Here is a 13,584-nt window from a genome sequence, read left to right as displayed (position 1 = left end):
CCGCCCTTATTCGATTGACCGACGGGTGACTTCAAGCCGACAGGACGGTGCTCACGCCGTTGTCACTTTTGGATACAGGAAAACGCGGGCGCCGATTTCCACGCGATCGTACAGATCTTTTACGTGCTCATTCGTCAACCGCGCGCATCCATTCGACACGGCCGATCCGATGGTTTCCGGAGCGTTGGTTCCATGAATACGCAGATAGGTATCTCGCCCCTCATCGTCATAGAGATACAGCGCCCGGGCACCGAGTGGGTTATCCGGGCCGCCTTTCATCCCGTCCTTGTACTTCGCGTATTTTTCGGGCTCGCGGCGGATCATCGCGTTTGTTGGTCGCCACCAGGGCCATTCGGCCTTGCGGGCCACCGTGAACTCACCGGGTTCGTACAAGCCTTTGCGCCCTACCCCGACCCCGTACCGGATCGCCATGCCGTTCTCGAGCATGAAATAAAGGAAGAAACTGTCGGGAACGACATGGATGTCTCCGGTCATCCAGTGTCTGCGACGGGTGTTGACCAATTGCGGTTCAAACCGGTCCGGCAACCTTTGGTGGGCTGATGCTGCCGTGGGCAGCAAAAGCCCCATGGTCGTGGCGAACATCAGCTCTCGTCTTGTGAGATTTTGCATTGCTCGGTCTCCTCGGTCCCATGGGAAATCAGCCCGCGCGTGGGGCAAAGAAACGAAGTGGTGAGGAGCGGCAATTGCGCTGAAATGTTGCTCGATCGCTACGAAAAGCATTGCCGATGGAACCCTCCAGCGCTGGAATCTCGTTAATTTCCAGATTGGTAGCTGGAGGAATGAACAATGCACTACTCAAGATTTTTCATGATGATCGGAACGTCGACCGTGATCATGTTCGGTCTGATGTACCTGAACACCTACCTTTGGGGCCATATCTTCTTTTCGGAGACCCGTCTTTACATGGCTCTCCTGATGGGCGCGACGATGGCGGTGGTCATGCTGTCCTTCATGTTGTCCATGTACACGAACACCAAGGCCAACATCGCCATCTTTGTCGGCGCGATCCTGGTTTTCGCGGCAAGCCTCTGGTTGGTGCGCGGCCAGTTCACCGTTCAGGACCGGTCGTATATGCGCGCCATGATCCCGCACCATTCGATCGCCATCATGACGTCAACGCGCGCCGAAATCACCGACCCGCGCGTGCGCGGCCTGGCGGATGACATCATCTACGCGCAGGACAAGGAAATCGCCGAAATGCGCTACCTCATCGCTGACATCAGCGCGAACGGTGAAGCGACACGCGCGCCGAGTGAGACGCAAGCCCAGATCGTGGACGCACAACAGGCGCTCGAATCCGAGGTTGTGTCGAAGGTCGATCCAGAGTTCATGACCGAAGACGAAATTGCAGCGGTTTTCCCGAATGGAGGAAACTGTCGCTTTGCCTATACGTCGGACAGCCCGGCCGTCTTTGTAACGGGTGAAACCGATGAAGGGGCGGTGGCCGCGATGAAGATCAGCGGTGACTTGGTGCGCCTCACAGCGCAGGGCGAAAACGCGTTCGCTCAAGGTCCGCTCTCCGCAGAAATCGCACAAACGGACGAAGACCTCACCGACCTCATCGTCAGCGCCGGACCCAGCTACGAGGCGGGATTCCGCGGCAGTTACACATGCGCCGGATAAAGGAGAACACTCATGCCCCGTGACACTGACAGTAAGACGGCAAAACTCTACCGGATGGTCATGCCCGGCCATCTTTGCCCGTTTGGTTTGAAATCGAAGGACCTGTTGGAGCGGCAGGGCTTTGAGGTGGAAGATCACCCGCTTGAAACTCGCGAAGAAACCGATGCTTTCATGAAAAAGCACGGTGTCGACACAACACCGCAGACCTTTATCGGCGGCGAACGGATCGGCGGGTATGAAGACCTCAGGGTGTTTTTCGAACTCGATCCGCCCAAGGACGAACAAAGCGACACGACCTATCAACCCGTCATCGCGATTTTTGCCGTTGCGGCGTTTTTGGCTCTGGGCCTGTCCTGGCACCAGTACGGCTCGCTCCTCACACTGCGCGCATTTGAATGGTTCATCTCGTTGTCGATGGCCATACTCGCGATCCAGAAGTTGCAGGATGTCGAAGGGTTTTCGACGATGTTCCTGAATTATGACCTGCTGGCGCGCAGATGGGTGCGGTATGGCAAGATCTATCCGTTCGGCGAAGCCGTGGCTGGCGTGCTCATGACCGCTGGCGCGCTGCTCTGGATTTCCGCACCCGTCGCCCTGTTCATCGGAACGGTCGGCGCGATCAGCGTGTTCAAGGCGGTGTATATCGACAAAAGAGAACTGAAATGCGCCTGCGTTGGCGGGGATAGCTCGGTTCCGCTTGGCTTCATCTCCCTCACAGAGAACCTGATGATGATCTTCATGGGGCTGTGGATGCCGATCCGGGCGATCTGGTTCTGAGGCGCACCGAACCGGCCCGTTTATTCGGACATCCCCACCGGCGAGAGATCCGCGAGTATTGGGCAATCAGGTCGGTGATCTCCGGCACATTTGTCCACAAGTTCGGAAAGCGTCGCGCGCATGGATTGAAGCTTTGCGATCTTCTCGTCGATCTGGCGGAGATGCTCCTCCGCGACCGCCTTGACCTGCATGCTTTCCCGGTTCTCATTTTCGTAGAGCGCCAACAGCGTCCTGCAATCCTCGATCGAGAAGCCCAGGGCGCGCGCACGGCCCAGAAAAGCCAACTTGTGCATGTGGGTCTCGGTGAAGTCACGATAGCCGTTTTCGCTCCGGTTGGGGTGGATCAGCCCGATTTCCTCGTAGTAGCGGATTGTCTTGGCGGGCACGCCCGAATTGCGCGCGACGTCTCCGATATTCATGTCGAACCTCCTTTATTCGGCTGGGGCGGGCGTTGCGGCAGCGCGAGCTTTGGGAACCGCGCGTTGTTCGTCCATTGCCGGGGCGATGCTTCGCAGGCGCAGGGCGTTGGTCAGCACGAACACCGAAGACAGTGCCATCGCACCTGCCGCGAGGATGGGTGACAGAAGCAGCCCGAACGCAGGGTAAAGCACCCCGGCCGCCACCGGGATAAGCGCCACGTTGTAGGCAAAGGCCCAGAACAGGTTTTGCCGAATATTGCGCATGGTCCGGCGCGATACCTCGAAGGCATTGACCACGCCGCGCAGATCGCCCGACATCAGGACAACATCTGCGGATTCGATGGCCACGTCGGTACCGGTTCCGATGGCAATGCCGACATCCGCATGGGCAAGCGCAGGGGCGTCGTTGATCCCGTCCCCGACAAACGCAATGCGCTTGCCACCCTCGCGCAACGCGTCCAGTGCCGCGACTTTTCCGTCAGGCAACACGCCAGCGACCACGTGATCGATCCCGGTTTCGCGGGCGATGGCTTCGGCGGTTTCGCGTTTGTCTCCGGTGATCATCGCAACCGAAAAGCCCTTTTCATGCAGCGCTGCAATGGCCGCGCGGCTTGCGGGTTTGACCGGGTCGGCGACACCGATGACGGCGGCAAGTCGCCCGTCGATGGCCGCGTAAAGCGCGGTCCTGCCCTTGCTGGCGATCTGCGTCTCCTCATGCGCCAATGCCGAGATGTCGACATCTTCGCGCGTCATGTAACGATCGGCACCGACCAGAACCGTCGCACCGTTCACCACGGCACGGACGCCGTAGCCTGTCACCGATTGAAATCCCTCGGCGTCGAGCGACGGCGCGCCTTCGGCGCGGGCGGCACGGACGATGGCATCGGCGACGGGATGCTCTGAAAGAGCTTCCACTGCGGCGATCTTTGCAAGCGTCGTTTCGCGATCGCAGCCTTCGGCAAGCACAAGGTCGGTCAGGGCGGGTCGTCCTTCGGTCACCGTTCCGGTCTTGTCCAGCGCGACGACATCGACAGTGCCAAGTTGCTGCAACGCATCGCCCTTGCGGAACAGGACGCCCATCTCCGCCGCCCGCCCGGTGCCCACCATGATCGAGGTCGGCGTCGCAAGCCCCATCGCGCAGGGACACGCGATGATCAGCACCGAAACTCCGGCAATGAGCGCCATCGTCAGCGCCGGATCGGGCCCGACGACGAGCCAGACCAGGACCGTCGCAGTCGCAATCGCCATGACCGCCGGGACGAACCACAGAGTTATCCGGTCGACCAGACCCTGGATCGGCAGCTTGGCGCCTTGAGCCTCTTCGACCATCCGGATGATCTGGGCAAGGGTCGTGTCGGCGCCCACGCGGGTGGCGCGGAAGTGCAGGCTTCCGGCACCATTGACGGTTCCGCCCGTCACCGGATCACCAACGGCCTTTTCAGCCGGGATCGGTTCGCCCGTCAGCATGCTTTCATCGACATGGCTGCTGCCTTCGGTCACGACACCATCGACAGCGATGCGTTCACCGGGACGCACGATCACGATGTCCCCCTGAACCAAGGCGTCGATGTCGATCTCAATGCTTTCACCATCCCGCATCACGCGGGCCGTGCGGGCCTGAAGCCCCAGCAACTTCTGGATTGCAGCACCCGTTCGCCCTTTTGCGCGGGCTTCAAGAAACCGGCCCAGCAAAATCAGAACGACGATGACCGCTGCCGCCTCGAAATAGACGGCGCGCAATGTGTCCGGCAGAACAGAGGGCAGGAACGTGGCGACAACGGAATAGAGATAGGCAGCCCCGGTGCCGACCGCGACAAGGCTGTTCATGTCGGGGGCGCCGCGGAAAAGAGCCGGGAACCCCTTGGTGTAAAACGTCCGGCCCGGGCCGATCAGAACGACGGTCGTCAGCACGAATTGAAGCAGCCAACTTGTCTGCTGGCCAATCGTGGTTTCGATCAGCATGTGAACGGCCGGGATCATGTGACCGCCCATCTCGATCAGAAAGACCGGCAGGGCGAGGATGGCCGCAAGGATGACACGCCTGGAAAGGGCATGCGCTTCCTGTTCCTTTCGCGCGACCCTGTCGTCGCCCGAGTGCGCCGTTGCAATTTTCGCCGGATACCCCGCCGCGCCACTGGCTTCGATCAGATCAGATGTCGTGACAAGACCTTCGACATAAACCACCGTCGCCGTTTCGGAGGCGAGGTTGACGTTTACGTCGATAACGCCCGGCACCGCTGCCAGCGCCTTGTCGACGCGACCGACACAGGAGGCGCAGGACATCGCCTCGACCGTAAAATCGGCCTTTGCCGTGCGTGGCGGGTATCCGAGTGCTGAAACTGTCTCGATGATCTTGGAGATGCGTTCGGGTCCGTCCACGCGCAACCGCGCGTTTTCCGTGGCGAGGTTGACCGATAAATCCGACACGCCTTCAAGAGCGGCCAATGCGCGGTCGACCCTACCGACACATGACGCACAGGTCATGCCGTCGATCGGCAAGGTGATCTCTTTCGGGTAGGACATGTTTTACCACCTGTAATTCCGTTCTAAGCGGAATATGGTCCTTCCAGCAACTGGAAGGTCAACGGGTCAATTCAAGTTTTTCCGACTTGACCTTCCAGTAGGGGGAATCCCCAAGTCGGTGACAGACACCAAGACCAAGGAGTGATTCAGGTGAAATTCAGCGTTCCGAACATGAGCTGTGGGCACTGCACCGCTACCATCGAAAGCGCGGTGAAAAACGCAGATCCGCAAGCAGCCGTAGAATGCGACCTTTCCGAACGACAAGTTCGTGTCGACAGCGCGCTAACGGCGGATCAACTGAAAGCCGCCATCAAGGGCGCAGGCTACGACGCCGATCCGGTAATCGCTTAATGCAATCCCGGACCACCCAAATGTGGTCCGGGAACACCAGTTCAATCTTCGGTCTTACGGGCATTCTCGACCAGATCGGCCAGCTGCGCCTTTTCCACGAAGCCCGGAACGAGCGCATCGCCGATCACGAAAGACGGCGTGCCATTAAACCCCAAGGCTTGCGTCAGTTGCATGGAAGTCGCGATGTGCTCTGCAACCTCCGGAGCCTCCATGTCCTTGCGCAACTGCGCGACATCAAGGCCGATCTCCTCGGCAACGCGTAGCACGGAAACTTCTTCGGCACGCCCTTGCAGCCCCATCATGGCCCAGTGGAACTCTTCGTACTTGTCCTGTTTGCGGGCCGCCAAAGCCGCTTTGGCGGCGAACACCGATCCATCTCCGAGAATGGGCCACTCACGGTAAACAAGCCGAATGTCGGGATCGTCTTCGATCAAGGCACGCACCTCGGGCTTGACCCGGCGACAATAGGGACAGTTGTAATCGAAGAATTCCACCACGGTGACGTCACCTTCCGGGTTGCCGAGAACCGGCGCATTCGGATCGTTCTCGATCAGATCGCGCTGGTCCTTCAGAACCTGGGCCTGGCTGAGCTCCTGCGCTTGCGCCTGCCGTTGCTCAAGGATTGCCACGGCCTCCATGACAATCTCGGGATTCTCGCGGATTGCCTCGAGCACGAGCTCCTTGACCCGAGCCTCTGACAGTTCGTCGGCGATTGCCGGTATCGGAAGCAGGGCAGCTATCGCCACTGTCGTGAATGCTTGTCTGAAACGCATCTTAGTTATCTCCTCGTTGTCTGTCGGCGTCTGTCCGTGCTGCCTGAACTTCGCGAACGCGGTCCGGCCAGGTGGACCGGATGAAGGCCAGGATGTTGTGAATTTCCTGGTCCGTCAGCACGTCTCCGAAACCCGGCATTCCACTGTCGTATTCGACGCCCTGACGCGCCAGAAGCGCCGCACCCCCCAGTTTTGTGTAGTCGAAAAGCAGGCTGTCAGGATGATGCCAGGTGTGACCCGTCTCATCATGCGGTGGCGCTGGCAGGCGCCCATCCGCACCGGGCGTTCGCCAATCTGGCTGGCCTTCCAGATCTGCTCCATGACAAGACGCGCAGTTCTCTGCGTATAGCAGCGCGCCTTCTTCAATGTCGTAGCTGTCCGCATCAGTCGCGCTGCCACCATTCAATAAGGCATTGGTCGAGAGCCAATACGTGAAAGCGGCTGCGACGACCGTGAGCGGCATTGACCAAAAGAGATACTTCATGTCACACGCAGCCAGGTTGTCATGCCGGACGCTGCGTGGCTGAGCATGTGACAATGGAACAGCCACTTGCCGGGATTGTCGGCTATGAAGGCAATCTCTCGGGACTCGTTGCCACCCAACAGGATCGTGTCCCGCATTGGCCCGAACGCGCCGTCCGGGCGCACCTCGCGGAAATGCATGCCGTGCAGGTGCATCGCATGTGGGAAAACCGTCTGGTTCTCGATCTTCAGGCGCACCGGTTCGTTCAGCGATAGATCGGCCAATGGTGTGTCCGTCATTTCGGCGACGTCATTCAAAGCCCAGAACTTTCCCGCTTGCGCAAGCTGGCGGAAGCCAAGCCGTTCCCCACCGAGCAATGCCGACTGCATTCGCCCCATTGCCCCACCGGACATGACTAGCCGCAGATCACGCGCTTCGGAAAGGTCTGGGGTGTGTGCGGCGGGATTGGGCGGCAGCGGCGATGGCGTGTCCCTCGAAACAGAGCTGGCTGTGCCGTCAACGCTTAACCGTACTAGCGGGGTCAGTTGATCGTCATCGCCGATGCGAAGCAATTGGGCGGTGCCGCCTTCGTCCTCGGTCACATCGACAATCAAATCCACGCGCTGTGCAGGGCCGAGGATCACCTCGCCGTCAACCGGCTGGGGTTGACCGATCGGCATTCCATCTAACGCCATCGTCCAGCCGCTCATCCCGGAAAGCCGCAGCGGGAATATCCGCGCGCTCGCCGCGTTGATGACGCGCAACCGGATGCGTTCGTTGCGCTTTGCGGGCAAGGTCAGATCAAAGCGCCCGTTCACCGTGATGAAGTTGCCGATGCGCCCCCCGTGGCTCATCATCATGGGTTGATCGAAATTGTCGAACAGCTGCCCACTTTCCGGGTCGAGCAACCAGTCCTCAAGAACAAGAACTTCCTCTCGGTCGATGTCCGGCTTATCGGCCTCTTCAACGATCAAAGCACCGCGCAAACCACGTGCGACCTGCTCGTATGAGCGATTATGCGCGTGGTACCAATAGGTGCCGGCGTCCGGTGCGATGAAATCGTAGTCGAAGGTCTCACCTGTCCCCACGGCCTCTTGTGTCAGCCCGGAGACGCCATCCATCGCGTTGTCGATCCGGATTCCATGCCAATGAACCGAACTGGGATCCGGGACCTCATTGCGGAACCGACGACGCACCCGATCACCCTGTGCGACCCGGATTTCCGGGGCCGGGACAAGGCCGCCATAGCCCCAGATCTCTGTTTCCGGGTAGCTGTCCGGAAGAAGCTGTCGACGTGCAACCTTGGCAACCACATCCTCGAAAGGGGCCTCTGCATAAGCCGACCGCGGGATCGCCACCGCGCAGGTCGCTAGTGATGCATGGCGCAAGAATTCCCGACGTGTTTGTTTCATTTTTCGTCCTTGAGAATGCGAGGGCTCAGCGCCCCCGCGTGAATTTAGTTCGACCGGGCCTCTGCGGCCTCGACCGTGTCTTTATCCAGCAGGAAAAGCGCCATTGCCTGGCGGTCGTCAGCCGTCAGAAACCGGGTTCCCTCTCGAACGACCTCAGCCATGCTGCCGCTGAAGGCGTCACCCGACGGTGTAATGCCGGTTTGCAAGGCATAAGCGAGATTTGAAACCGTCCAGTCTTTAGCCTCGAGGTCTTTCGGACGTATCGAAGGTGCCTTGCTTCCACCCGGGAGTTGGTCGTTGCCGGCAAAGGAGGCACCGATGTCGCGCCCGCCCGCGAGGTTCCGGGGTGTGTGGCACGCGCCGCAATGCGCTGCGCCGCGCACCAATTCCCGTCCGCGGTTCCAAAGATCGCTTCGACCCGCAACCGGTTCGGTCTTCGGATCGTAGAAGAATGCGGCCCGCCAGAGCTTGAGTCCCCAGCGTTGGTCGAACGGAAAGCCGACACCGTGGTTCAAAGCAGGTTCCGCTACGGGCGGCACCGTTTGAAACGCCGCCCAGAGATCCGCGACATCCTGATCCGAGAAATCCGCGTAAAACGTGTATGGGAAGGACGGGTAGTACGGGGTTCCATCCGGACCGATACCCTGCCGGACGGCTTTCGCGAATTGCTCTGCCGTCCAGTCGCCCATGCCATGTTCTGGGTCGGTTGTCAGATTGGAAGGGTAGAATGTTCCGAAGGGGGTTTCGAGCGGCGCGCCTCCGGCAAGTGGCGCGCCTCCCGTTTCAAAGTTGGTATGGCAGGCAATACACCCACTGGCGCGCGCCAGATACGCGCCCCGGTCGACATTGCCCTGCATCGTGATCGGGGTCACCGCACTGCCGACCGGCCAGGCGATCACCGCCCCGAGACCGGCCGCGCCCAGAACGGCGATCCCGCTGACGAACGTCAAGAACCGTCGCATGGTCAGTCTTTTTCCGCCCGGAAGCGTTCATGACACGTGGAACAAACCTGCGTCGTCATCGCAAACGCCGCGTCGGCGGGCATTTCGGCAATGGCGGCAGCATCCATCATGTTACTGCCACCCATCATCGTGCTTCCGCCCATCATGCCGTTGGCGCTTCCCATCATGGATCCGCCACCCATCATCGTCGCGCCACCCATTGAGGCATTGCCGTTCATGCCGCCCAACCCGTTTCCGGCCGCGCGTTCCAAGCCTTCGGAATATTCCTCAAGCTGGGTCGCCAACGCTGCGAAGCGGTCCCATTCGGTCCAAACCTCGTTTTTGGCTTCCGAGGGCGCGCCCCCGGTGCCTTCGGGGAACAGTCTCGTCATGCTCTCACCTGCGTGCTGCTGGAACAGGCGCGCAGCGTCACGCACGGTCTCTGCGTCGTAAGGCGTTTCACCTTGCATCATGGGCGCCACGGTTTTCACCGCCTTCCCCATTGCCAGCATGGCGTCCATGCGTTCTTTGACGATGCCGGTCGCGCCGCTGTGCGCGAATGCCGTGACCGCTGTACCGGCAATCACCACTGCCGCTGCGATAGTTGTCTTTTTCATGTCTTCGATCCTACTTTGGGTCTGCTTTTCAAGCGATGTGAAATCAGACCCGTCGTCGGGGCGGTGGAGGATCGTTGTTGGGCTGCAATTCGGTTCGTTCGGTCGCGCCGACTTGCATGACGGCCTTCAGGAAGTGAGGCTCGTAAACCGCGCCCGGCTGAAGCAACAATGCGGCCGGGACAGAACAATCCAGGCCCGGATGACAGTGGCCAGAGGCTTTGCCGCCCGACGCGCCAAGATCATCATGACGGTGTATGTCTTGCGACAAGGACGCTTCGACAGGAAACGCGGGTGCCTCGGGCACACCGAGCAGGACGACGAAAAGGCCGAAAACGGTCGACAAAGCCCATCTCTTCGCCTTCGACCAGCGCATCAGTTGATCCCATTTGCCCGTTGCAATTCGCGAACGTAGGCGGCCACCATCTTGACGTCCCCTTGGGTCAGCCCCTCGATCCTTGGCATGTTTCCGAAATTCCAGTGATGCGCGCGCACGCCGTTTTGGGCGGCCAACACAAAGGCCATGTCCGAATGGTGGCTTGGTTCGTAAATCTTGTGCACCAGAGGCGGCGCAATACCGTTGCGACCGGCGGCATTTTCGCCATGACACTCAGAACACTTTGCCTCGAATATGGTCTTTCCGAGCACCGCCTGCTGCGAGAGGTCGTCAGGTAGTTGGACCTGAACAATCGGGTCGCCTTCAGCGATCTCACCCGTGTCCGGCGGTGTCATGGAGTGGCCCACTGCCGTATTCCCTGAACCAGCGAACTGCCAAACGGCAAAGCCCGCGCCGACGATAAAAACGGCTCCAATGAGCGCGGTCAGTTTATCCATGCCTTATCTTCCGCCTTGCCTGGTTGGTCAGATGAGTTTGATCCGGGTGCCGACAGGTGCCCGCTTGAAGACTTGATCGACCGTATTGTTTCGCAGAGCAGTCATGACAGAACCCTGACTTCGATTTGGTCACATGACTTTTTACGCGAGGCCTGGCATCAGGCAACCTGACAAGGCCGCGAGAAGTGTAACCATTTGTATCCTTGACCTTACTCCGCAGGAGTGTCGCAAATGCCGTCACACTCGAATGTAACGACCGCCACTGACGACTGCTTGCGCGCGCCGTCGGCGTCAACTCGGGACGAAACCGCATTCTGTCCTGCCAGACTTTCCCGGGGTCAAATCAGTCGACGAAGCTCGTCGGTCGGGTCTATTCGTCGAGCGTCGCCTTCAGTCGGCGATACTCTTCTTCATTGATTTCACCGTTTGCATAGCGGCGCCTCAGCGTTTCCTGCGCGTCCGGTTCCGACGGACGCGTTTCATTGCCTCGCATCCTGACCACCAGAAAGACGATCAATGCGATCACGGCGCCCCAGAACAAAAGCATCATGAAGCCGCCCATGAAACCATAGCCGCCGCCCCACATGTGCCCCGTCCAGGAGCCTGGACCATCAGCCTGCGCCATGCTGGCGGGCAAGCTGGCCAGCGACGGCAGGATCAACTTTTTCAGTTTCATCTGTGTCTCCTTCGATCAGTTCGTTTTCATCCAGAGGGAGGGTGACAACGGCGCGCAGACCCGCGCCGTTCCGATTGACCAACTGGATATCGCCGCCGTGGGACTGGATGATCGTTCGCGCGATCGAGAGCCCAAGCCCGTAACCACCGGTTTCCAGAGACCTCGATTGCTCAAGGCGGTAGAATGGATCAAAGACCTTTTCCAACTGGTCGACCGGAATGCCCGGCCCGTTGTCGTCGATGTTGAGCACGAGGTTTGAGCCGTGGATCGCCCAACTGATATGTGCGGACCCACCGTACCGAACGGCGTTCTCAAGCAAGTTTCTGAGCGCCCTGCGAAACGCGTTCGGTCGAAGCCGCACGGCAATATCCTCGCTCGGCACAAATGCGCAGTGTGCCGCCATATCGCTGCACAGGCTGTCCAGAAAGGTGCGCAGATCGACCACCTCGGAGTCTTCGGACCCGGTAAGGCCCCGTGCAAAGGTGAGTGTCGCATCGACCATGCTCTGCATCTCTTCGACCGAGGCGATGAGGCTGTCCCGCGTCTCTTCTTCGTCAACCAGCTCCGCGCGGACCCGCATGGCGGTGAGCGGCGAGCGCAAATCGTGCCCGAGGGCTGCGAGCATCCGTGTCCGATCACTGACAAACCGGGTCAGCCGGCTTTGCATGCGATTGAAGGCGACGGTCAGGTCCCTGACCTCGGTCGGCCCTGCGATGTCCAGTTCCGGCACATCCTCGCCCCGGCCAAGATGGTCGGCGGCTTCGGACAAATTCCGAAGCGGACGCGTGAGGCGCGTCATGACGAACCAGATGATCGCCACCAAAAGCAGTCCAGCGGAGATCCCGAAGGTCAGCATCGAGTAGAAGGGCCACTGGATCGGCGGGCGCTCGAACCGCGTTCCGACATTCAGCCACTGTCCTCCATCAATCGCAATCGACAAGTTCATTTCAACCGCTGTCAACTCTCCCCGCATCATTGCGAGATGCATTTCCGTCATCTCATCAGAGAGATTGGGCAAGGGCCGCAACTCGCCCTCGACCTCATGCAATTCAACCCGAATATCCCGGCTGTAGCTGTCATCCATCAGCGCGCGTATGCGTCCTTCGACGATGCCGCCATCGGAATGGCCGCTGTGATCGACACTCGGGATGCGCGATAGATCAAAACGGATAAGCGGTGAGTTCGCCGCCCGAAGGATCGATTGATGCAGATCCCGCGGCGCCTCCTCGATCAGCCGTGCGACATTTGCCGCTCGACCGGCGGCTTCAAAACCCAAAGCTGCCCGGATAGCCAGGCTGCGTTCATCGGCGAAGAGGAAAAGGCTGATTGCCTGGGCCACGACAAGCGCGGCAACCACAAGCAGGATCAACTGTCCGCTCAGAGATGCCATCGCACGGCGCCTCATGTCGCATCCTCGACATCGGCAGCCAGACAGTACCCACCATTTCGCACCGTCTTGATGACGCTCGGTCTTAACACATCCGGCTCGATCTTACGGCGAAGTCGGCTGATTTGATTGTCGATCGTGCGATCCATCGGACCGGCGCTCCGACCGGCGGTCAGGTCAAGCAACTGCTCACGACTGAGCACCATCCTCGCTCTTTCAAGCAGGACCGCCAGCAATTTGAACTCGGATGTCGTCAATGGCGTCTCGGTGGCGGACGCGTCGATCAGGACCTGCCGGTCGGTATCCAGGATCCAATGCGCAAAACTGACTTTCCGTCCAGCCAGACGTCCGGCCACGGGTTCGTCGCGGTTGCTTCTTCTGAGAACCGATTTGATCCGGGCGAGCAGCTCTCGCGGATTGAAAGGCTTGGCCAGATAATCATCCGCGCCGATTTCCAGACCCACAATACGATCTGTTTCCTCACCAAGCGCCGTGAGCATGATAATCGGAAGATCACCCTTTGGCGCAAGGCGTCGGCAGACCGACAGGCCATCCTCTCCAGGCATCATGACGTCGAGCACGAGCAGGTCGAAATGGCCGGTCGCGAGTTTCGCATCCATCTCCACGGCGTCTTTGGCGACCGTGGTCCGCATCCCGTTCTTCTCCAGAAAGCGCGCGACGCTTTCGCGGATCTGAGCGTGATCGTCCACGATAAGGATATGCGGTGGCGGTCCCATTGCGTCCTTCCTAAATCATACCCGCGTCGTGTT

Annotated in this window: 16 protein-coding genes; 3 read left to right on the top strand and 13 right to left on the bottom strand. The window is 59.8% G+C overall.

What is annotated here, in order from left to right; all coding sequences use genetic code 11:
• Positions 1-51: 51 nt before the first annotated feature.
• Positions 52-741 carry a L,D-transpeptidase gene (locus Q1B16_RS18945; RefSeq protein WP_299792711.1) on the bottom strand — a complete coding sequence of 230 codons (690 nt, stop codon included), beginning with the start codon at positions 739-741 and terminating at the stop codon, positions 52-54.
• Positions 742-807: 66 nt separating this feature from the next.
• Here Q1B16_RS18945 and Q1B16_RS18940 point away from each other — a divergent pair, with 66 nt between their 5' ends.
• Positions 808-1,644: a DUF6692 family protein gene (locus tag Q1B16_RS18940; RefSeq protein WP_299792708.1), complete on the top strand. Its 837-nt coding sequence runs from the start codon at positions 808-810 to the stop codon at positions 1,642-1,644.
• A 12-nt stretch (positions 1,645-1,656) separates the two neighbouring features.
• Positions 1,657-2,421, top strand: a complete 765-nt coding sequence (locus Q1B16_RS18935; protein ID WP_299792705.1) for a glutaredoxin — start codon at positions 1,657-1,659, stop codon at positions 2,419-2,421.
• A gap of 20 nt (positions 2,422-2,441) precedes the next feature.
• Here Q1B16_RS18935 and cueR read toward each other — a convergent pair whose 3' ends face one another.
• Entirely contained in the window at positions 2,442-2,840 is a 399-nt protein-coding gene (cueR, locus tag Q1B16_RS18930) for a Cu(I)-responsive transcriptional regulator (RefSeq protein WP_299792702.1), read from the bottom strand.
• A gap of 12 nt (positions 2,841-2,852) precedes the next feature.
• The gene (locus Q1B16_RS18925; protein WP_299792699.1) at positions 2,853-5,363 is read right to left on the bottom strand and encodes a heavy metal translocating P-type ATPase; all 2,511 of its coding nucleotides are present in this window, start codon (positions 5,361-5,363) and stop codon (positions 2,853-2,855) included.
• Between the two features lie 150 nt (positions 5,364-5,513).
• On the opposite strand from Q1B16_RS18925, the gene Q1B16_RS18920 reads away from it, so the two are divergent.
• On the top strand, positions 5,514-5,714 hold the full coding sequence (locus tag Q1B16_RS18920) for a heavy-metal-associated domain-containing protein (protein ID WP_299792696.1): 201 nt from the start codon (positions 5,514-5,516) through the stop codon (positions 5,712-5,714).
• A gap of 41 nt (positions 5,715-5,755) precedes the next feature.
• Here the strand turns inward: Q1B16_RS18920 and Q1B16_RS18915 are convergent, their stop codons facing one another.
• The 10 genes from Q1B16_RS18915 to Q1B16_RS18870 form a co-directional block, all read right to left on the bottom strand.
• On the bottom strand, positions 5,756-6,487 hold the full coding sequence (locus Q1B16_RS18915; RefSeq protein WP_299792693.1) for a DsbA family protein: 732 nt from the start codon (positions 6,485-6,487) through the stop codon (positions 5,756-5,758).
• 1 nt (position 6,488) lies between these two features.
• Positions 6,489-6,971, bottom strand: coding sequence for a cytochrome c (locus Q1B16_RS18910; RefSeq protein ID WP_299792690.1), 483 nt, complete (start codon positions 6,969-6,971; stop codon positions 6,489-6,491).
• Entirely contained in the window at positions 6,968-8,362 is a 1,395-nt protein-coding gene (locus tag Q1B16_RS18905; RefSeq protein ID WP_299792687.1) for a multicopper oxidase family protein, read from the bottom strand. The genes Q1B16_RS18910 and Q1B16_RS18905 overlap by 4 nt, the downstream gene beginning before the upstream one ends.
• Positions 8,363-8,406: 44 nt before the next feature.
• Positions 8,407-9,324: a cytochrome c gene (locus Q1B16_RS18900; protein ID WP_299792684.1), complete on the bottom strand. Its 918-nt coding sequence runs from the start codon at positions 9,322-9,324 to the stop codon at positions 8,407-8,409.
• Between the two features lie 2 nt (positions 9,325-9,326).
• Positions 9,327-9,920 carry a cytochrome c gene (locus tag Q1B16_RS18895; protein ID WP_299792681.1) on the bottom strand — a complete coding sequence of 198 codons (594 nt, stop codon included), beginning with the start codon at positions 9,918-9,920 and terminating at the stop codon, positions 9,327-9,329.
• Positions 9,921-9,963: 43 nt separating this feature from the next.
• Positions 9,964-10,293 (bottom strand): hypothetical protein, encoded by a 330-nt coding sequence (locus Q1B16_RS18890; protein ID WP_299792678.1) that lies wholly within the window; start codon positions 10,291-10,293, stop codon positions 9,964-9,966.
• Entirely contained in the window at positions 10,293-10,751 is a 459-nt protein-coding gene (locus Q1B16_RS18885; protein WP_299792674.1) for a cytochrome c, read from the bottom strand. The genes Q1B16_RS18890 and Q1B16_RS18885 overlap by 1 nt, the downstream gene beginning before the upstream one ends.
• Before the next feature lie 370 nt (positions 10,752-11,121).
• Positions 11,122-11,427, bottom strand: coding sequence for an SHOCT domain-containing protein (locus Q1B16_RS18880; protein WP_299792670.1), 306 nt, complete (start codon positions 11,425-11,427; stop codon positions 11,122-11,124).
• Positions 11,363-12,817 carry an ATP-binding protein gene (locus Q1B16_RS18875; RefSeq protein WP_299792665.1) on the bottom strand — a complete coding sequence of 485 codons (1,455 nt, stop codon included), beginning with the start codon at positions 12,815-12,817 and terminating at the stop codon, positions 11,363-11,365. Before Q1B16_RS18875 ends, Q1B16_RS18880 begins: the two co-directional genes overlap by 65 nt.
• Positions 12,818-12,828: 11 nt before the next feature.
• On the bottom strand, positions 12,829-13,551 hold the full coding sequence (locus Q1B16_RS18870; RefSeq protein WP_299792662.1) for a response regulator: 723 nt from the start codon (positions 13,549-13,551) through the stop codon (positions 12,829-12,831).
• Positions 13,552-13,584 lie beyond the last annotated feature (33 nt).

The organism is uncultured Marivita sp., assembly GCF_947488135.1.
Lineage (GTDB): Bacteria > Pseudomonadota > Alphaproteobacteria > Rhodobacterales > Rhodobacteraceae > Marivita.
This window is presented reverse-complemented; position numbering and strand designations above follow the sequence as displayed.